We start from the raw sequence: 21,272 nt of genomic DNA on the forward strand, positions 1-21,272 counted from the left end.
GTCCACAGACTCTCCCGTTTATTGAATATGAATATGTGTACAGACCATATAGATGGTCTTATTCTTGCTATTATTTACACAACTTTGAAAATTATCTTGTTACAATATCAACCGGTACATTGAAGATCTTTGCAACCTTCAGGATGGTATCAATATGTCTGCCTGTTGCAGCTGCCATATGATGTGTCGGGCCAGCTTCGCTCCAGCGGTTTACAAACTCTCTTGCGCCACATGTAAAACGAGTTCTCATGTTCGTATCGCCAAAGGAAAGGATTGGTCCTTCCTCGTTGATTCCCTCAGCAACAACGAATTTGAAGCGTCCGTCTCCATCCTGTGTGATTGCAAGATAGGTAACCGGACCTGTGTATGGATAGAACTGTGTCAGATATCCGCCGCCTGTTTTGCCATGGAACACTGGTACGATCTTCATGGTAGGTTTCTTATCAGAAATATCGGCATCACCACTTCCAGAATGACCGATAATGCAGATGTCATCATTGAAGTCAATGGAATACATCTCGGAAAGCTGGCCTGTGCCGGAAATTGTCTTCAGAATACTCATTGCCATGGCAACCTTCATATCACCCTCAACAGCACATGCAGTACCCTGTTTGATCAGCATAGAGAATGCCGGAATCAGCATACTGTCAAGGACACCAGCCTTGCCCTGTGCAAATCCGTCATAATGGGAAGCGATCATTCCAAGATGCTCGTCCTTTACCCATTTCTCAAATGCTACAACATATTTTGCCATATCCCATACTTTCTCAATTGTTCCGCCGCCCTCAATATCAAAGGTGTCCAGAATATCCTGAGCTTTTGCACGAATTGCATCCTCATCTGTGATATCATCCGCAATTGCCCACATTTTTTCCCAGTCAAACTGTTTGGTATAAAGGAACATTCTGTTATACAGGTTAGTCTCATCAATGTAAAGGTCCATCATACCTGGGTAAGGTCTTCCAATCTGGGCAATATTTGTGTCACGGAATCTTCTTCTTACCTGAGCTGCTTTACACCAGTCTTCAATCTCAGCCTGAACATCTGGATCTCCGCCTTCTACAACACCAGTGATAACAGCATGTCTCTTTCCAGCTCTCTCAAGGTCAGCAACAGCTTCTCCAACAGCACCGCAGGCATATCCTTCGCCGAGCCATGTAGCAATGTCTGTGTGATCGTAATCCAGAGCTTTCAGCTTCTGAACATTTACCAGAACAACCGGAACATTCAGGTCACGGATTGCAGGAAGCATGTTGTAGGATGTAGCGTAGGTTAACATCTGAAGGAAAACGAGATCAACGTCTGCTGCACGGAATTTATCCCCAGCAGCCATAGACTGTTCTTTTGTTGTTACCATTCCTCCATCGATGATTTCTACGGTATCCGGAATTGTTTTCTTAAATGCCTCGTACTGAGCCTCAAACTCTGGTACCAGTGAAGGGAACTGAGGCAGATATGCGCCTAAAGCAATAGAAAATACACCAACTTTTGCTTTTGTGTTTACTAACATAGTAGTACCTCCTGTTTAATTTGATATATTATACAAATGATCGTATATCCCGGCTGTTTTAACTTTTCATTAAGCCTGATATACCTTAATTCCAAAGGACTCATGAATGGTAGTACGAGCCTCTTCGATTGATTTAAACTCTTCTGCTTTTAACATCTGAGCGGTAATATTACCGATTGCAGTTGCCTCTCCAGGACCTGCATGAACCTCTTTGCCTGTTGCTCTCGCAGTCAGCTCATTAAGATAGCCTGCATTGGAACCGCCGCCAACTACATGGATACGACTGAAGGTTCTTCCTGTCATCTCTTCCAGTTCCTTTGCTGTCTTTGCATAGCACTCAGCAAGACTGGTATAAATAACAGTAGCAATTTCTCCTAAAGTTTCCGGAACCTTCTGTCCGGTTCTTCTGCAGTAATCTTTAACCTCTTCGATCATGCTTTCCGGAGAAAGGAAGCACTCATCATTTGCATCTACTCTGGATGGGAAATCTTTCGCTTCCTCTGCCATCTGACAGATTTCTGCAAATCCATATTTATCATCATATTCATGACGAACAGACTGGATCATCCAAAGTCCCATGATATTCTTCAGATAACGGAATCTTCCTGCATAGCCGCCCTCATTTGTAAAGTTCATCTCGCAACTCTTCTTGGAGCAGTCAGCTTTTTCTCTTTCAATTCCCATCAATGACCATGTTCCTGAGCTGATATAAATAAAATCGTCGTCGTTTGCAGGAACTGCAAGAACTGCGGATCCGGTATCATGTGTAGCCGGTGCTACAACTTCCACATCAAACCCAACTTCTGCTTTTACCTCTTCTGTAAAGTGTCCAACACTGGTACCAGGCATGATCAGCTTCTGGAACATTTTTCTTGGATATCCAAGTTTATCAATCAGTTCGTAATCCCAGTCCTTTGTTTCTGCATTTACCAGCTGACCTGTTGTTGCCTCTGTATACTCACAGGTTTTCTTGCCTGTAAGAAGATAATGGAAATAATCCGGTACATGAAGCATAGTTTCAGCCTGTTCCAGATATTCCGGATGTTTTGTCTTCACAGCCATCAGCTGATATACCGTGTTGAAAATTGCTTTCTGAATACCGGTACGTGCATAAAGATCCTCAAGAGAAATCGTCTTATATACTTCCTCATCCATACCTTCATTTCTGTGATCACGATATCCCACCGTATTTCCAAGAACCTTGTCGTCCTTATCCATCAGTACAAAGTCAACGCCCCAGGTATCAACGCCCATGCTTACCGGAATCTTGCCGATCTCTTTACATTTCTTAAGACCATTCTTAATTTCCTGGAAAAGTCTGTCAAACTCCCAGCAAAGCTCGCCGTCTTTCTTTACCATTCCATTCTCAAAACGATGAACTTCCTCAAGCTCCATTTTTCCATTCTCAAGATGTCCAAGGATCAGACGTCCGCTGGAAGCACCGATATCTACTGCTAAATAATACTTTGTCATTTTATGAAACCTCCTCAATTGTAAAATTACGCTGTATGTATCAAGGTTCCTGTCTTATTGTCACACACAAATGTCGCATCGAACATTTTCCATAAACAATAACGTACAAATCCTGATGTTCCTCACACAGCTGCCTTTCTAATTGATGATATCATAGTACTATAATATCCATCAATAAATAAGAACCTTGTTTGTCTAAAAAAGTGTCCTTATTTGCAACCAGAATGTTCTGTCCACTATATTCACCAAAAACCTCTCACATAAAGTATCCGGAAGATAGTGACAATATTTTCCGTGCTGCAATAATTCCTCTTTCACCCAGAAAACCCCCGGGGCAATGCCCCAGGGGTCTGTTTCATTCACAGTTTATAAACCTGCAAACATTGGACGTTGTGTCGTCTCTTTACTTTTTAATTAGTCGTAAAGGTTTGGAGCGATGTTTTCATCGTCGATGTTTGTAGAATCATACCAGTAACCAGCTGTAGGAACATCCTCAAGCTCAGCTCCGTTAGCAGCTGCTGTCAGAGCGTAGATTGCATAATATCCCATCATCAGAGGAGACTGTGTAACTGCACCAAGGAATGTGCCATCTGTTACAGCTGCTTTAATGATAGAACCAGCGTCGAAACCAACACCGATAACGTCGCCGTTAGCTGCGTCAGAACCAAGAACGTTCAGGTTAGCGTTAGCTGCAAGAACACCCTCTGCTGCAACCTGGTTGGAACCGAAAATTGCGATACAGTTTTCCTGGGAAAGGATAGCCTGAGCCTCTGTGGAGCAAAGCTCTACAGTTGTCTGTGCCGGAACTGCAACCTGGATAACAACGTCTGCGTCAGCTTCTTCAGCGTCAGCACCTTCTGCTGCGTTTACATAGAACTCATTACCTTTAACTGCTACTGTTTTTCCATCAGCTTTAATCAGCTCGATCATCTTATTGATGAATCCTGTACCACGCTGCTGGATGTTAAGAGCTGTAGCATCCTGATTAACCTCACCGATGATAACCTGTCCGTCAGCATTAGCGATAACGTCTTTGATTGCCGGATACATGTTCTCAGCTGCTACAGAACCAGCCTGATTGTTGTCTGTGCAGACTTCGCAAACTACAGATCCTTCCGGAGCATCAGCGATACCTGTATCAAATGTAACAACCGGGATTCCTTTGTCAACACATGTCTGAAGAGCTTCCTGAACAGAAGATGTATCGCAAGCTGCAAGTCCTAATCCAACAGGATTAGCTGCGATAGCTGTATTGATCATGTTAACCTGGTCAGCGATATCGGACTCACTGTTTGGTCCCTGTGCTGTATAGGTAACACCTAATTCTTCAGCTGCTTTGTCCATACCTTTCATAGCTGCTTCCCAGTATGTAGACTGGAAAGATTTAACCATCATAGGGAATTCATAAGCTTCGTTAGCTGTAAGTCCTTCAAACTGATCTTCCGGAGCTGCCATAACAGTTGTTGCTGCTAAACCAGATACCATTGCTGCACAGAGTACTAATGCCATAACTTTCTTTGCTTTCATTTACTACTTCCTCCTTGAAATAAAAATTATATAGTTTTTTATGATGATACGTCGCTACACTCTCCGACGCTTCACATCCGTTATGAAATTGTTGCTGTTTACCAGCTGTTCTGCTTATAAACAGAATTCTGCTTTTCTTCAGGCTGACTGTCTGTAAGCCAGCCTGTATGTTTCAGTTATTAGTGTGCACTTTTTTTCTCTTTCAGGATATCGATCAATACTGCAACGATCAATACAACACCTGTGATGATCTGCTGCCAGTTTGCCTGCAGACCGACATATGGAAGACCGGTCTTTAACAGCATGATTACGAAAATACCTACCAGAGTTCCTACTACAGATCCATAACCACCGGAAGCTGCAACACCACCAACGAATACACCGCCGATTGCGTCCATCTCAAGTCCAGCACCAGTACCAGGCTGTACAGTAGGAGTTACTGCTGCGTATGCGATAGCTGCAAGTCCGGTAAACAGACCGCAAACTACGTATACCATTACATGGTAAAACTTAACATTGATTCCGGAAAGAGCTGCTGCTTCTTTGTTGGAACCGATTGCGATGGTGTAACGTCCGAATTTTGTATGATTCAGAACGAACTCCATCAGGATTACCAGAAGGATCATCCAAAGGAAACCGAGCGGGTAACGGGAAGCGCTTCTTCCCTGTCCGATTGTCAGTTTAAAGATGGAATGGAACCATCCGCCTGGCTGATTCAGTGTTGGCCATGGTGTAGCACTGCAAAGAGAACCAGCACCACGGGTAATCATACAGGTACAAAGAGTAGCAAGGAATGGCGGCAGGTTCATGATACCAATGAGAACACCGTTCAATGCGCCGATTGCAATTCCAAGCACTACACAGAGCAGCATTGCTACTACTACTGGAACATTGTTGCTTCTTACAAGTGTTCCGCCGATCAATGCGTAACATACCATACCAGTTCCGATTGACAGGTCTACACCGCCTGTGATAAGCGGGAATGTAACACCGATTGCCATCAGAAGGTCATAATATGAGAAATCCAGCATACTCAGGATTGTGGTGTACTGTCTGAACTCCTTACTCATAAAGGAGAAAACAGCAGACAGTGCAATGATAACCAGCAAAACAATAAATCTCTGATCACTTAAAATACTTTTTTTCTTCTTAGTCATGACGTCCTCCTTAATCGATATTCCGTGTCGCCTTATTCATGATGTGTTCCTGTGTAGCTTCAGAAATATCAATATTTCCTGTTACCTTACCTTCACACATAACGATGATTCGGTCACTCATTCGGAGAATCTCGGTCATTTCAGAGGAAATCATAATAATAGATTTTCCTTCTGCTGCAAGCTTGCTCATTAACTTGTAGATCTCGTTCTTCGCACCAACGTCGATACCTCTTGTAGGCTCATCGAAGATCAGGATCTCACTGTCACGGGTAAGCCATTTTGCAATAACTACCTTCTGCTGGTTACCACCGGAAAGATTCACTACCAGCTGGTCTGTAGAAGGAGTCTTGGTTGCAAGCTCTTTCACATATCTCTCTGTAACTTTTTTCTCTTTGGCTTTGTTGATGAATAAACCGTTGCAATATTCTTCCATGGTAGCCAGGGTTGTGTTCTCTGTTACAGATTTCTGAACAACAACTCCATATCTTCTTCTGTCCTCAGACAGATAACCGATACCATATTTAACAGCATCCTGTGGGCTGTTGATGGTTACTTCATGGAGCTGTCCATCTTTACCCATAATGGAAATCTTACCGCTCTGTTTCGGATCTGCCCCAAACAGTGCTCTGGCTGTCTCGGTACGTCCTGCTCCCATCAGTCCTGAGAAGCCAAGGATTTCTCCTTTACGAAGCTCGAAGCTTACATCCTGAACCATCTTGCCTGCATTCAGATGCTCTACCTTCAAAACAACCGGAGCATCTGGGGCAACCATGCTATGATCCTTCGGATCTTCGTAAATAACACGACCAACCATCATGTTGATAATATCTTCTTTTGTACTGTCAGCTGTGATCAGGGTTCCAACATAGCCACCATCTCGCATGACAGTTACACGGTCTGTGATGACCTTGATCTCATCCATACGGTGTGAGATGTATACAATACCAAGATTCTTCTTACGAAGGTCTTTGATGATTTCAAATAAATCCGCAATCTCCTTCTCAGTAAGAGCTGCTGACGGCTCATCAAAAATGATTACCTCAGCTTTGTGGGAAATAGCCTTTGCAATCTCACACATCTGCTGCTTACCAACAGTAAGATTACTCATTTTTTCTCTCGGATCGATTTCAATATTCAGATCCTGAAATAATTTCCTGGAATCTTCAATCATCTTCTTGTCGTCTACACGGATTCCCTTCTTCGGTTCACGTCCGATAAAGATGTTCTGTGCAACAGTCAGATCTCCGATCATATTTAATTCCTGATGTACGATTACCACTCCGGCATCCTGAGCTTCACGGGTATTGTGAAATTCTGTCTCTTTGCCTTTATATGTAATTGTTCCGGAATCCTTCTGGTAAATACCGGTAAGCACCTTCATCAGTGTGGACTTTCCGGCTCCGTTCTCTCCCATAAGTGCATGTACTTCACCGCGTTTCACTTCGAAATTAACATGATCCAGGGCATGAACTCCAGGAAAGGACTTATCAATATCCTTCATAGTTAAAATAACTTCACCCATTATCGAATCCTCCCTTATGATCAGTTCTTTCTGCGTCTTGCAGAAACGTCAGCGTAAACTGCTACAATAACAATGATACCTGTAATAATCATCTGCTGTCCTTTGCCAAGACCAAATGCCATGATTCCCTGCTGAAGAAGAGAGATGATAAATACACCGATTACAGTACCGCCGATGGAAGCAAGTCCACCAACCATGGATGTACCACCCATTACACAGCCTGCAATTGCCTCGTTGTTATACTGATCGCCATATCCTGGCTGAACGGTTGTATAAGTAGCTACAAAGAACAGTGCTCCGATTCCTACCAGGAATCCACAGATCACATATGCAAGCATTCTCCATTTTCTGGTATTGACACCAGAAAGACGAACTGCCTCGCTGTTAGATCCAAGACAAAGGATATAACGTCCTGGCTTTGTATTGTAAAGAACAATACCGCAAACCACTGCCATTCCAAGGAAGATCACAAGACCAACCGGGAATCCATTATAAGATGCGATATTACGGAACCATCCGTTTACCGGATCAGAACTCTGCGGCCAGCTGACTGACTGTGTCTTGGTAAATACAGAAGCAATACCTTTTGCAATGTTCATGGAAGCCATGGATACGATAAATGGCGGAACTGACATATAAGAAACCAGCCATCCATTAAATATACCAAATGCAAGACCAATGAGCACACACAGAACCATGGCAGCTGCACAAGGAACTCCATAAGAAGTCATGCAGTAACCGGAAACCAGTGCACAGCAGAACATAACCGGTCCGATGGAGAAATCAATTCCTCCTGTAGCAATTACAAATGTTACTCCAAGTGATAAAAAGCCCAGGAAGTATACATAGTTCAAAGTAGATTTGATACTGTCGCCAACAGGGAATTTACTTCCGAGTACTACCTTGAAAACTACGAACATAAGAACAAGAATACAGACAAGCATGATTCTGTTCAGGCCGAGCTTTTTCACAATTGGATTTTGTTTTAACTTTTCCAACTTTTCACCCTCCTTGATTTTTTGTTATTGTCCAGGTTTACCTCACTCTTCCTGAGCAATAACTTTTTGCACTCTCTGCGTTTTCTATATAATACCTTGAATTCTGCACAATTGTAATAGAATATTTTCCAGAAAAAGGTTAAATATTTACGGTATGGTCATAAATTTTTAACCTTTTATGTGAAATATGCACTAACACTTTACCATGTAAAATCAAAAAACCTCAAATTCAATCCTTTTCATACGTAAGAAACGCAAAAGGATCGAACCTGAGGTCTCATTTTATCTGACAGAGTATATTAAAAAGATCTGGTACAGCATAAATCGGGTAACTCTTCCGCAAAACGTGCAGCTGTGAAGATACAGAACAGCTACAAAGTCTATTTTATGGTATTAAATGGGAAGATCAGCTTTTCGATTTCGCTGGAATACATATTCTCCGGAGTTACAAGCTGACAGCCGGAATTTACATTCTCATCGTAAGGTTTGCCCTGCAGCATACGCACAGTCTCCGTTACACCCAGATAGCCCATCTTAAACGCTTTCTGCACAACAATTCCCTTGAAGACACCCTTTTCCATAAGCTGGACTGCTTCCTGGGAGCTGTCTACCCCCACTACCTGGATTTGGTCTTCCATATCATGTTTCTGTACCGCCCGTGCTGCGCCTACAGAGGAATATTCATTCATTCCTGCAATCATTTCAAGATTCGGATATTTCTCCATCAGTTCTTCTGTAAGCTGTGAAGCTTTATCAAACTGGGAATTACAATATACTACGTCTACAACATTCTTGTTATAATCCCCCAGACCTTCCCGAAAGCCCTGTTCTCTTTCGATTGCGGTGGAAACACCTTTTACATGGCTTACAATTGCAATCTGGGAATCCTTATTTAAAAAAGTTCTGGCATATTCCCCCAGCTGCTTTCCTGCTTCCAGATTATCTGTGGCAACTGTCATATCCTGAATATTGCTTTCTGTATAGGAATCTATAAATGTGATCTTGATTCCCTTATCTTTTGCCTCCTGCAATAATTCATCGGAAGCATCAAAGCTGGAAGGGGAAAATAATATTGCATCCGGATTTTTCTCAATGGCCTCTTCCAGAAGTTTATTCTGTACCTCCACATCCTGTTCTCTCTCCGGTGCCAGCACTTCCAGTTCTGCACCGCATTCCTGCGCCGCCATTCTTGTCCCGGAAATCAGGGAGGTCCAGAAGTCATTGGTTCCATCCTCTGTTTTCGGTATGTAAATTAATGACCACTTTTTGTTATTATTTTTTTGACGAATATAAAGCATTCCTCCGGAAACCAGACACACCGCCAGCGCTATGCATACAAGCATAAGCCATTGTTTACGCTTTTTCATGATGTTCCTCCTGCTCGATCGGAATTACCACTGTAACAGTCGTACCTTTTCCTTTTTCACTTTTATAGCTCAGACCATATTCCTTTCCATAGTACATACAGAGACGTCTTTGAACATTGTATACACCGACACCATTAGAACGATAATTGACTTTATGCTTCTCAAAAATCCGGTTCAGGGTCTCCTCATCCATTCCCACACCGTCATCTGCTATTTCGATAACTGCATTTCCATCTTTCTGGTATCCGTTAACAGTAAGCATCCCTTTTGATTCCTTATATTTAAGACCATGATAAATTGCATTTTCCACAATTGGCTGAAGTACAAGCTTCACTATATGCACACTATTAATAGATGGATCCACATTGATCTCAAATTCCAGTTTATCCTTATAGCGCATTTTCTGAATGGTGAGATAACTCTTTACATACTGGATTTCCTGGCCGATGAGGACCGTTTCATCTTCGTTGCTGATACTTTGCCGCAAAAGCCGTGCCAGAGAAGCGGTCATCAGTACTACATCTTCATATTTCTTTCCTTCTGCCATCCAGATAATGGAATCCAGCGTATTATAAAGAAAGTGGGGATTGATCTGGGACTGAAGAGCTTTCAGTTCGCTCTTTCGCTTCAGTTCCTGTTCGTGGACATTCTGTGCCATCAGATCTTCAATCTTATGGGTCATCACATTGAATGATGTGGTAAGACTTCCAATTTCATTCTGGGAAGGTATAACCAGATCATCTGCTGCCTTGAAATCTCCTTCCTGAACCCTTTCCATAGAATCACGAAGCTTCTGAATCGGAAGAGTTATGCTTCTGGCAATAAAGCTGGAAATAAGCATGGCGATCACAACCAGTACAATGGCCGTCATTACATATATGTTATTGGCCTCTTTGCTGCTCTTTAAAAGCTCTGCCATATTCATGCAGCCAACAATCGTCCAGCCAGTTATCTCTGAGCGGGCAAGTGTATAGATTTTTTCGTCATCTCCCTCTCCTGTTACTACCGTATCTGTGTCGGCATTCATAACAATATCAATGTTCTCCGTCTGAAGCTCATTATACAGCTGCTGCTGGCTTGGATGATAAACGATGTTCCCATCCTGATCCAGAATAAATACATATCCCTTATCCCCAATGCTGTTCTGGTCGCAGAGCTCACTGATGGCGCTATAATTCAAGTCAATAAATACAACACCGTCACTGTTTCCCGTGCCATAGAAATTATGGACTTCGCGGCTTAATGTAATCACCCACGGACGCTGGTCCTTAATCACATGCTGGACATGGGAAGAACTGAGACAATACTGATTATAATTATCTACTGCATTGGTGTACCACTCCTGAGTGGAAAGATCCAGATCCGGATTGGTAGCCTGATATCCGCTGTTTATAAGCATAACCCCATCTTTTTGCACGATTCCAATGTTGCAGATGTCATCACGTCCTTTCAATATCGTACTGAATTGTTCCTGGAGACGCTTCCTGTGCCCTTCTTTTACAGCCTCATCCTCACCGATACGCTGGTACAAAAGCTGATACGCATCCTGGCTTTTTGCAATAACTGAGGCAATATTATCCATATATGTAATATACGAATCAACATTCTGATTCAGCTGATGTATAATGGTCTGGGTATAAATGGCAGAGTTCTCATAAACTGTAGAATTCGTATATCTTACTGATACTGCAGTCGCTGCAAGCACCGCACAGAGAACCAGAACAGAAACAGCCGCAAATATAGTGCTTTGAATACTTTTAAAGCCTTTAAGAAATTTTCGTTCTCTTTTGTTTTTATTCATAGGCTGCTCTCCCTTGCGTTTTCTCATTCATTTAACTTTTTATTTTTCATATCTTTCATCACTGATTTCTGTAGAAATAATCCACCTGCTGGCAGCAAATCTTTTTATAGCTGCAATTATTCACTTCCGGATTCAATCATTTCCAGCTCCCACTCTGTCTGAAAATTTCCCTTAAGATTCTCTGAAATATGAATCTTCCCATCATCTGTCACCAGGATCACATTGAATTCTTCCCTGTGCTGCCGCCAGAATTGACAAGCTTTCTCATAACCCATGATATAAAGAGCCGTGGACATTCCATCTGCAAGTGTACCATCCCTTGATACGATTGTCACAGACAGCAGATCTCCATCTGCCGGATATCCTGTCCTGGGATTGATGATATGAATATAGGTCTTCCCATCTTCTTCAAAATACCGCTCATAACCGCCAGAAGTAATTACGGCCTGATTTTCCACAGATAAAACACCAATATAATCCTGCTGTCCGCCTTTTGGATCACGTATTCCCACTTTCCAGCTGCTGCCGTCTGGCTTCGTCCCTATCGCCTGAATGTTTCCTCCAAGAGAAACCAATGCGGAAGAAACGCCATATTCCTGAAAAAGCTCTGCCAGCTTCTGACCTGTATATCCTTTTGCAATTCCTCCAAAATCAATCTGCTGATCTGCTCCAAGCGTTACAAACTTTGCTTTTTCTTTGCTGTCCCTGCCCTTTTCATCAGAGTCCCGGGTCTGTATTTCTACTTTATTTCCATCCACCAGTGCCAGTTTTTTTTGTACTTCTGCAGCTGTAGGCACATGATAATTACCTGTGGGAAATCCCCATAGCTTCATCACCGGATAAATCGTATCGTCAAAAAGTCCGTCTGTCTCCTGATAAATCTCTTTTCCCCGGAGGATCAGTTCTGCCAGATCATCTGTTGCCTGCAGATTTCCCTGTTCGTTTAAGGCATATACTTCACTTTTACTGTTTTCTGCTGATAACATCGCATCCAGTTTCTGTACTTCTTCTATAGCTGCATCTACAGCTTTTTCGCTGTTTTTACCATATGCGGTAAACTCCATATAGGTGTCCATCGCAAACAGCTGCTTCTGGCATTTCTGATTCTGAACAAAATACCTGCTGCCTTCTGTAAGAATCAAAATTCCAATACATATGCCGGCTGCCGTCAGTACTTTTCTTTTCATAAGGATCTTTTTTCCCTTGCATACTCGGTAGGAGTCTTACCTGTCATTTTCTTAAAAGAAATTCCAAAATAATGGGGATCTGAAAAGCCCACCTTCTCCGCAATCTCATAGTTCTTAAGTGCAGTCTGTTCCAGGAGTTCCTTTGCCTTTTCCATACGGGTCTTACTGAGGAATTCCAGGAAAGTGCCTCCTGTGGCTTCCTTAAAAATAGTACTGAAATAGCTTGTACCAATATTCAGATAGGAGCAGATATCATTCAATCCTAATTCCGGCTCATTGTAATGCTGGCGAATATATTCCATAGCAAGTACCGCCTGCTTCTGACCGCTGGAGCTGTTCAGGGAAGAGCACCTTTCGAATACCTCGTGAACATAGTCCTCTGCCATTTTAAAGGCTTCCTTAAAAGTTTTCTGTTCGGTTACCTGTCCCATGAGAATTTCTCTTTTGTGGAACAGATCTTCATTCTCGGAAGAAAGAGCTTCCCAGCAGCTTCCTGCATGGCGCAGAATCATCTGAAGGCAGACACAGGCCTGACTTTTATCCACTCTGGCCTTTTTGATCTCAGATTTCATAACAGAAAGAGCCTGATTCATCTCAGCTTCATTGCCTTTCTTGATTCCATCTACCATATCGCTTAATGGCTGCTGCAAAGAAATACTTCTCTCCGGATTCAATGTTTCTGTGTCAATGAGCAGATTTCCGCCCAGTAAATAGCGCAGTTCAATAGCCTTCTCAGCCTGGTTATGAGACTGGATCGTATCTCCGGGATTCCTTACCCAGCCCCCAATTCCTGCTGAAGCTTCAATGCCGATCACTTCTTTTACTTTTTTCTGGATTTCCTGACAGATTTCCTGTATTTCTCTGGAAAACTCCCTGCTGCGGTTTCCCATAAAGAGGATACACACCCGGTTATTTCCTTCCTGATAGGCAATTCCTGCATTACGATCTGTCACGATCTCATCTGCAACATTAAATAAAACAAAAGCCATTAATGCGCTCTCCTGGCGTTTTTCCATATCAATCTGATGAATATCGGAAAACAGATCCATGTCAAATAACGCAACCCGATAAGATGCTGCCTCCAGATTAATTCCCATTCCAGACAATTCCTCCAGGCTCTCCTGCACATCCCGCGTACAGCTTACCAGAGATTCAATCGCTTTCGAACGAATCACCAGAGCATTTTTGTGATAATCCTGAGATGTCTTTGTGAGGGATTCTATTTTCTTCTTTTCTTTTCTCTGCTGATCTACTTTTTCTTTCATTTTGCCAATAACTTCCCTAAGCTCCATAGCAGTTACCGGCTTCAGCATGTATTCGCTTACATTATACTGAATTGCTTTCTTTGCATATTCAAATTCCCCGAAGCCACTGAAGATCACAATTACGATCTCCGGGTAATTATCATGCAGAAAATGGCTCAGTTCCATTCCATCCATATACGGCATCAAAATATCTGTGAGAACAATATCTACCGGATGGCTCTTCACAAAATCTGCTGCCTGCTTTCCGTTTTCGCAGTCTCCTACAAGCTGGCAATCCATGGACTTCCAGTCAATATTCTCCTTTATGGCGTCACGTACCAGGATCTCATCATCTACAAGTAAAATTCGATACATAGTTTTCGCTTTCCCTTTCTATACACAGCATGTACCTCATCGGCTCCCCCCCCCCGATGCCTGTTTGCACATGGTATTCTATTAATTTCAGCTAAATATTATATTATCACATACCATAAAATCATGCAAACTAAACAAACAATTCCAGAGTGTGTTTGGTGTGTTACTGTTCACTCCGTTCACAGTAACGCGCTTCGCGATGCACAGAAATCATGCATTCGCATGATTTCGCGCCGCAATTCTCGGGTTTTCTGTGAACTTTGTTCACAAAAAACGCCTCGCGGAACGTTACCAGTGAACAGTAACTGTTTGGTTACTGTTACTGTTTACTGGTAACAAAAAAGCTGCAAAGTTATAAGCATTATAAACCCTGCAGCTTTTCTGCTGTGTAAGATATTCAAAGAAGCTTTGAAATTATAACCATTATTTTACAATCACTCCATCCTCATCCCAGAGATCGTGCCAGTCCTTTGCACCTTCCCACAGGAATACATGGCCTTTGATCAGACGGTTATTCTTATCAAGGGAACGGATGGTTTCCATCTCTTCTTCTGTCAGAGGATCTTCCGTGACACATTTCAGATTCATGGTGTAATTCTTCTCTTTCAAAGAGAATGGAATTGGGGAAGCACCTCTCTGTACAGCCCATTTAATGCAGATAACTGCTGGATGTACACCATGTGCCGCTGCAATTGCTTTCAGCTCTGGCAGTTCAATATCCGCAATATCTTCTGGCATTTTATCACGTTCCGGACGTTCAGGAGAACCAATTGGGCAGAATCCTACCACTTCAATACCATGCGCTCTGCAATAATCAAACAGCTCCGGCTGCTGGAAGCATGGATGAAGCTCCATCTCGATCGCAGCTGGTTTAATTCTGCAAAGTGGAAGTACTGCCTCCAGTTTCGGGATTGTCATATTAGACATACCGATATGTTTCGTCAGACCCATATCTACCAGGCGCTCCATCTGGCGCCAGGTTTTCATAAAGCGCTCTACTGTAAACGGTTTGGAATCAGGATTTCTGGAATCCACATCACAATGTGGTGCATGATAGTTCGGGAATGGCCAGTGAACATAATACATATCCAGATAGTCAAGCTTCAGATCCTTTAAGGTCTTCGCACAGGCAATCAGTACATCTCCGTCACCATGCATATCGTTCCATACTTTGGAGGCAATAAAAAGTTCTTCTCTTTTTACAATACCTTCTGCAAATGCATCTGCGAAAATCTTTCCGATCATATCTTCATTTCCGTAACATGCAGCACAATCAAAAGAACGGTAACCTACGCGAAGTGCACCTGCAACAGAAGCAGAAACTGCGTCTGCATCTGCATGGTCACTTCCAAAAGTACCCATTCCAACAGCTGGCATCTTAGCGCCAGTATAAAGTGTTCTCTGCGGAACAATTGCCGGATCAATCATTGTCATTTTCTTATCCTCCTTAACATTTCTTTTGCACTATGGCTTTCAATTACAACGCAATTTACTTTCGCTTAATATCTTTTACTACATTTTCTTATAATTTAGTAACCTCAATCTGTGGAAGCAGTTTTTCCATATCTTCCATCACAAAAAATCCAGTCTCCTCGCGCATGGCTGCTGCCGCTGAAATAGCACTTGCCAGTTTCATTGTCTCAGGAAGTGAAAGTCTCCTGGATAAACCCAGTGCGAATCCTGCGATCATAGAATCTCCACACCCAACTGTGTTCACTGCATTTATTCTCGGAACCAGTGCACGGAAAATTCCTCCATTACCTACTGCAAGAGAACCGTCAGCTCCCAGGGAAACAGCTACGATTTCCACACCTTTTGCATGAATCTCTTTCGCCGCATCTATAATATCCTGAATATTATCACATTTCTTGCCTGTGAGCATACGGATTTCATCAATATTGGGCTTGATCATAGTAGGTGCTGCTTCAATTCCCATTTCAAGAAGTTTGCCACTGGTATCCAGAATAACCGGAATTCCTGCCTCTTTTACAATCTTTATAAGTCGCTGATAAGCAGTTCCATCAAGTCCTTTCGGAACACTTCCTGACATTGCAACTACTTTCGCTTCTTTTACAAGATTACAGAATTTTTCCTCAAATCCGGCAAAATCCTCTTCTGTAAGGGTAAACCCAGGTTCCAGAAATTCTGTCTGAACTTTATTAACTTCATCCCAGATATTAATACAGGATCTGCTTTCTGCAGCTACATGATAAAAAGCACTTTTAATACCAAACGGTTTCAATGCATTCTCAATATAAGCTCCTGCATAACCACCTACAAAACCTGTGGCAGTCACCTCTGCTCCGTAAATTGAAGCCGGCTTGGATACATTCAGACCTTTTCCACCAGGAACATAAGTACATTCCTTTACACGATTCACTTCTCCAGTCTTAAAGTTATTTACCACATACCGCTTATCAATGGCTGCATTTAATGTTACTGTCAGTATTATATGCTCAATCCTCATTCATCAGAAGAATCTTCCCCTTTACAAGACCAGGTGTCTTATAGAGCTGGAATGCTTCCTGAGCCTGACTCATTGGCATTTTGCGATAAATAAATCCCGGATCAAATTTCAGCTGACCGGTTGCAAAATAATGAGCTGTAAGATCCCACTCTTTGCCTGGGAACGGGGAACTATAGGACATCCAGGAGCCTGTAAGTTTAAATTCTTTACGATTCATATTCTCCCACTGCTTTGGTGTAAATGTAAGATCTGCATGAGGTGTTCCAATGAAGCATACGTGTGCCTTATTCGCAGCAAGTTCAAATGCCATATGCATAGTGGGAACCTGTCCGGCTGTTTCAAACACATATTCATAGCCCTTACCACCGGTAATTGCCATAGCCTCTTCCATATAATTCTCTTTGGTTGTATTGATAACTGCATCTGCGCCCATTCTCATGGCAAGATCCAGGCGTTCCTCACTAATATCAAATACGACAACCTTCTTGGAACCAAAGATCTTTGCCCACTGCATTGTGAATATGCCAATTGTTCCACATCCTAAAATTGCTACGCAGCGACCGCCCTGATAATCATTCTGAAGGAGTCCATGAAGAGCAACTGTGGATGGCTCGAACATTGCACCCTGTTCATAGGAAATAGACGGATCAAAAGGAATCGCATTCTGCTCTGGAATTACTACATAATCCGCATTACTTCCCTGCTGCCTGGAACCGATAAAACTGTAATGCTTACATAAGGAGAAGTTTCCATTCTGACAATCATCACACTTCATGCACGGAAGAAGCGGAGCCCCGGAAACGCGGTCGCCAACTTTCACCTTAGTGACCCCTTCGCCAACTTCTACTACATCACCAGAAAACTCATGTCCAAGAACGATAGGATAAAAATGAACACCATGATTCAATACTCGCGGAACATCAGAGCCACAAATGCCGGAAGCTTTTACTTTAATCTTTACCCAGCCTGGTTTTGCCTGCGGTTCTTCGATTTCCTGGTACTGTACATCCTCGTTTGCAACTACAACTGCTGCTTTCATCTTGAAATACCTCCTTACTTCCGTACCATCATAGCTTTCAGAGATTCATATAAATCCCTATATGTACGGTATGTCTTATTATAAACTTCTTTATTCTCAGGATTGGGCTCATGGCGTCTTGTCTCTTTCACTGTCATGGAAACCGCTTCCTCGTAATCTTTATAAAATCCAACTCCTACGCCAGCCAGGATTGCAGCACCTAATGTGGTTGCTGTATCGGAAGCAGGGACCACCACTGCCTTGCCTGTCACATCAGCCTTAATCTGAGTCCAGAGAAGGGAATTGGCTGAACCTCCCATAGCACGAAGAACTTCTGCTTTAGCACCTGCTGCTTCAGCCACCTCCAGATTATGGCGCAGGGAAAATGCTACGCCCTCCATACAGGCTCTTACCATGTGTCCCTTGGTCTTAGCAAAATCAAGTCCATAGAAAACGCCTTTGGCGTATGGATTCCAGACAGGGGATCTCTCCCCGGACATATAGGGAAGGAACACAACGCCTTCACTTCCGGCTGGTACTGCCTCGGCAATTTCATTCAGTTGTTCCAGAGAGGATTTCCCGGTATCCGCCTTGCGGCTCCTCTCATAAGCTGCAAATTCTCTCTCAAACCAGCGCATGACACCGCCGCCTCCGGTAGTTCCTCCCTGAAGAAGCCACTTGCCTGGCACTACGTGATATCCTAAGATCAGACTTGGATCTGCTTTGTATGTATCTGTGCAGATGCTCATGCCACCAGCCTGTCCACCCTGCTCCTGGGTCTCCCCCGGATGGATCACACCTGCACCAAGTGTCCCACAGGCTGCATCCAGACCGCCGGCCACTACAGGAGTTCCGACAGTCAGTCCACTCTGGGCTGCCGCCTCTTCCGTCACAGTTCCCACTACCTTATCGCACGCAACAATCTCCGGAAGAAAATCCACAGGAATTCCCAGTTTCTCACACATCACTTCATCCCAGGTACCAGTACGCATATCAAAGCAATGCAGGCCATATCCCTGTGAAAGATCCTGTGTGATGGCACCAGTCAGTCTGTAAGCAATAAAGCTGTTTGATTGAAGGATCTTGTAAATCTTATTATATACTTCAGGCATATTCTCCTTATACCAGAGAATCTTCGCTGTGGTATAAGAAGGCTGAAGAGAATTACCTGCAACATTGAAAATATTCTCACTGCCGATTTCATTATTGAGTCTGTCGCAGATTTCCTGGGCTCTTGTATCCATCCAGATAGGTGTATCTATCAGAACATTTCCCTCATGGTCAATGGCAATAGCCGACCAGCTCTGCCCATCAATTCCCACTCCGGCAATCTGCTCTCCTGAAATATTACCTGTCTCCAGGCATTCGCAAATAGCGCCGCAAACCGCATGCCACCATTCATCCGGCTTCTGCTGCGCCCATCCCTCATGAGGATAATAAACAGGGTAATCCCCATTGGCGGAAGCCATCACCTTTCCGTTCTTGTTAAATATGGCAACCTTGCACGCGCTGGTTCCAATATCAATTCCTAATAAATAGTCTTTGCTCATCCTTGTCTCCTTATGGATTTCCCCATAAAAATATCAGTCTGAAGTTTCCGTACAATATGGTCAGGAAGCTCATCTCTTCCTTCAAGCCGTTCCAGCATGATCTGTGCTGTTTCCCTTGCAATTTTCTCTGTGGGCTGTGAAACAATGGTAAGTGCAGGTCTGCATGCACGGGCAAAAGGCAGATTGTCAAATCCCACCAGGGAAATCTCCTCTGGCATGGATACCCCCATCTCATTAAGCCCGATCACTGCCCCCATAGTCATCTCATAGTTCGTCACAAAAACAGCTGTCATATCCGGATTCTCTTTCACCAGCTCTTCTACTGCCTGAACCCCTCCCTGGATCGTGTAATCACCATGACAGATCAGCTTTTCATCAACCGCAATTCCATGAGCCTTAAGTGCTTTCATATATCCTAACATACGCTGTCTGGCAGTGAATACCTCATCCGGTCCACCGATCAGACCAATCTTCTGATGCTGTTCTTCTACCAGCATGCCAACAGCCTTCTCAGCTGCATTTACATTATCCACCAGCACACAGTCGCAGGATATTCCCTGGATCATACGGTCGATAAGCACAATGGGTTTACCTGTTTTCTGAAATTCATTCAGATGGGCTCCAGTCATATCTACCGGCATATTGATAATTCCATCCACACGTTTCCGGGTAAGGAAATCCACTGCTTCTTTTTCAAGCTTCTTATCTGTTCTGCAGTCACAGACAATCGCTGCATATCCATGGCTTCGGAGGATATCCTCCATTCCACTGATGATTTCTGCGCAGAAAACATTGTTCAGCTCTGGAATCACAACCCCCACTGTCTTGGTCGCATTGGTCTTCAGACCGCGGGCAACTTCATTTACTTCGTAATGTAATTCTTCGATGGCTTCTTCGATCTTGATACGGTTCTTCTCTCTTACATTCCCCCCATTGAAATAAGAGGAAATCGTTGCCAGACCAAGTCCTGTCCGTCTGGCAATATCTTTCATCGTCGCTGCCATAAATCAGCCTCTTACTCAGCCTTTCCGTCACAGCCGCAAACTTTCATACGGGCCATTACAAGCTCTTTCACAGCTGCAATTCCAGCCTTGCCATATGCCTTAGGATCAAATACCTTCTCATCCTCAAGTGTCTCTCTGACAGCCTTGGAGTATGCTGCACGAAGCTCGGTGGCAAAATTAACCTTACAGATTCCTCTCTTTACGCAATCCATAACATCCTCATCGCTAAGGCCGGAAGCGCCATGAAGAACCAGAGGAATATCTACAACTTCACGAATTTCACTTAAACGCTCCTTATCAAGAACAGGAGTTCCCACATAGAAGCCATGTGCTGTGCCGATTGCTACCGCAAGAGAAGTAACGCCGGTGCGCTCTACAAATCCTCTGGCTTCCTGTGGATCGGTATTGGTATCTGCAACTGCAACCAGGTCGTCTTCCTTACCACCTACCTTACCAAGTTCTGCCTCGCATGGGATTCCCATAGAAGCTGCTACGTCAGCCACCTTCTTGCTCACCTCAATGTTTCCTTCATAATCCAGCTTAGAACCGTCAATCATCACGGAAGTATATCCAGCCTTCAGTGCCTTCATCGCAAGATCAAAACTACTGCCATGGTCAAGGTGCAGGCAAACCGGAACGGAAGCCTTTGCAGCTTCTGCTGCAACGATTGCCTGATAGGTCTCAAGAGTGCCATATTTAATAGTAGATGGAGTAGTCTGGATCATAACAGGTGCTTTCAACTCCTCAGCTGCCTGAATGATCGCTTTCACCATCTCCATATTCTCTGCATTAAATGCACCCACTGCGTAACCGCCCTGCTGAGCTTTCAACAACATTTCCTTAGATGTAACAAGTGGCATATTCTCCTCCTTCTGCCTGCTGATACAGGCCGTGAATCTTCTGTTTTTTGAGAAACCGAAACGTTTCTGTTTTAGTTCATATTAACTCTTTTCCAAATTTCTGTCAACAGTAAATATTTCATCTTTTTGCGTAAATATGAACCATTTATGATAATGTCCTAATATACCATAAAGGAAAATGTCCCAATGTAGTATAATGCTTCCATCAACAG

The 21,272-nt window shown here is 43.3% G+C and carries 16 protein-coding genes; all 16 read right to left on the minus strand.

The window, feature by feature from the left end:
• Positions 1–91: 91 nt before the first annotated feature.
• A complete protein-coding gene (locus AB5706_RS02160; RefSeq protein ID WP_173717089.1) occupies positions 92–1,510 on the minus strand; it encodes an arabinose isomerase in 1,419 nt (472 codons plus the stop codon).
• 69 nt (positions 1,511–1,579) lie between these two features.
• Entirely contained in the window at positions 1,580–2,983 is a 1,404-nt protein-coding gene (rhaB, locus tag AB5706_RS02165) for a rhamnulokinase (protein WP_118577746.1), read from the minus strand.
• Positions 2,984–3,397: 414 nt separating this feature from the next.
• A complete protein-coding gene (locus AB5706_RS02170; protein ID WP_173773161.1) occupies positions 3,398–4,510 on the minus strand; it encodes a substrate-binding domain-containing protein in 1,113 nt (370 codons plus the stop codon).
• A 179-nt stretch (positions 4,511–4,689) separates the two neighbouring features.
• Complete coding sequence (locus AB5706_RS02175) at positions 4,690–5,667, minus strand: ABC transporter permease (protein ID WP_118577748.1); 978 nt, start codon at positions 5,665–5,667, stop codon at positions 4,690–4,692.
• Between the two features lie 10 nt (positions 5,668–5,677).
• On the minus strand, positions 5,678–7,189 hold the full coding sequence (locus AB5706_RS02180; RefSeq protein ID WP_148461187.1) for a sugar ABC transporter ATP-binding protein: 1,512 nt from the start codon (positions 7,187–7,189) through the stop codon (positions 5,678–5,680).
• Between the two features lie 20 nt (positions 7,190–7,209).
• Positions 7,210–8,187: an ABC transporter permease gene (locus tag AB5706_RS02185; RefSeq protein ID WP_118577750.1), complete on the minus strand. Its 978-nt coding sequence runs from the start codon at positions 8,185–8,187 to the stop codon at positions 7,210–7,212.
• A 380-nt stretch (positions 8,188–8,567) separates the two neighbouring features.
• A complete protein-coding gene (locus AB5706_RS02190; protein WP_226815126.1) occupies positions 8,568–9,554 on the minus strand; it encodes a substrate-binding domain-containing protein in 987 nt (328 codons plus the stop codon).
• A complete protein-coding gene (locus AB5706_RS02195; RefSeq protein ID WP_368365701.1) occupies positions 9,541–11,355 on the minus strand; it encodes a sensor histidine kinase in 1,815 nt (604 codons plus the stop codon). The genes AB5706_RS02190 and AB5706_RS02195 overlap by 14 nt, the downstream gene beginning before the upstream one ends.
• Positions 11,356–11,471: 116 nt before the next feature.
• Positions 11,472–12,542: an FAD:protein FMN transferase gene (locus AB5706_RS02200; protein WP_368365702.1), complete on the minus strand. Its 1,071-nt coding sequence runs from the start codon at positions 12,540–12,542 to the stop codon at positions 11,472–11,474.
• Entirely contained in the window at positions 12,539–14,161 is a 1,623-nt protein-coding gene (locus tag AB5706_RS02205; protein ID WP_368365703.1) for a response regulator, read from the minus strand. The genes AB5706_RS02200 and AB5706_RS02205 overlap by 4 nt, the downstream gene beginning before the upstream one ends.
• Before the next feature lie 423 nt (positions 14,162–14,584).
• A complete protein-coding gene (locus AB5706_RS02210; RefSeq protein ID WP_118577756.1) occupies positions 14,585–15,595 on the minus strand; it encodes an aldo/keto reductase in 1,011 nt (336 codons plus the stop codon).
• 88 nt (positions 15,596–15,683) lie between these two features.
• A complete protein-coding gene (pfkB, locus tag AB5706_RS02215; protein WP_368365704.1) occupies positions 15,684–16,628 on the minus strand; it encodes a 1-phosphofructokinase in 945 nt (314 codons plus the stop codon).
• Entirely contained in the window at positions 16,618–17,667 is a 1,050-nt protein-coding gene (locus tag AB5706_RS02220; protein ID WP_118577758.1) for a galactitol-1-phosphate 5-dehydrogenase, read from the minus strand. Before AB5706_RS02220 ends, pfkB begins: the two co-directional genes overlap by 11 nt.
• 14 nt (positions 17,668–17,681) lie before the next feature.
• Positions 17,682–19,196, minus strand: a complete 1,515-nt coding sequence (xylB, locus tag AB5706_RS02225; RefSeq protein ID WP_148461179.1) for a xylulokinase — start codon at positions 19,194–19,196, stop codon at positions 17,682–17,684.
• Positions 19,193–20,200 carry a LacI family DNA-binding transcriptional regulator gene (locus AB5706_RS02230; RefSeq protein ID WP_173734870.1) on the minus strand — a complete coding sequence of 336 codons (1,008 nt, stop codon included), beginning with the start codon at positions 20,198–20,200 and terminating at the stop codon, positions 19,193–19,195. Before AB5706_RS02230 ends, xylB begins: the two co-directional genes overlap by 4 nt.
• 11 nt (positions 20,201–20,211) lie before the next feature.
• On the minus strand, positions 20,212–21,060 hold the full coding sequence (locus AB5706_RS02235; RefSeq protein WP_118577759.1) for a class II fructose-bisphosphate aldolase: 849 nt from the start codon (positions 21,058–21,060) through the stop codon (positions 20,212–20,214).
• Between the last annotated feature and the right edge of the window lie 212 nt (positions 21,061–21,272).

Source organism: Ruminococcus sp. RTP21484sp1_RTP21277st1_D2_RTP21277_210401, from assembly GCF_040924225.1.
Taxonomy (GTDB): Bacteria; Bacillota; Clostridia; order Lachnospirales; family Lachnospiraceae; genus Blautia_A; species Blautia_A faecis.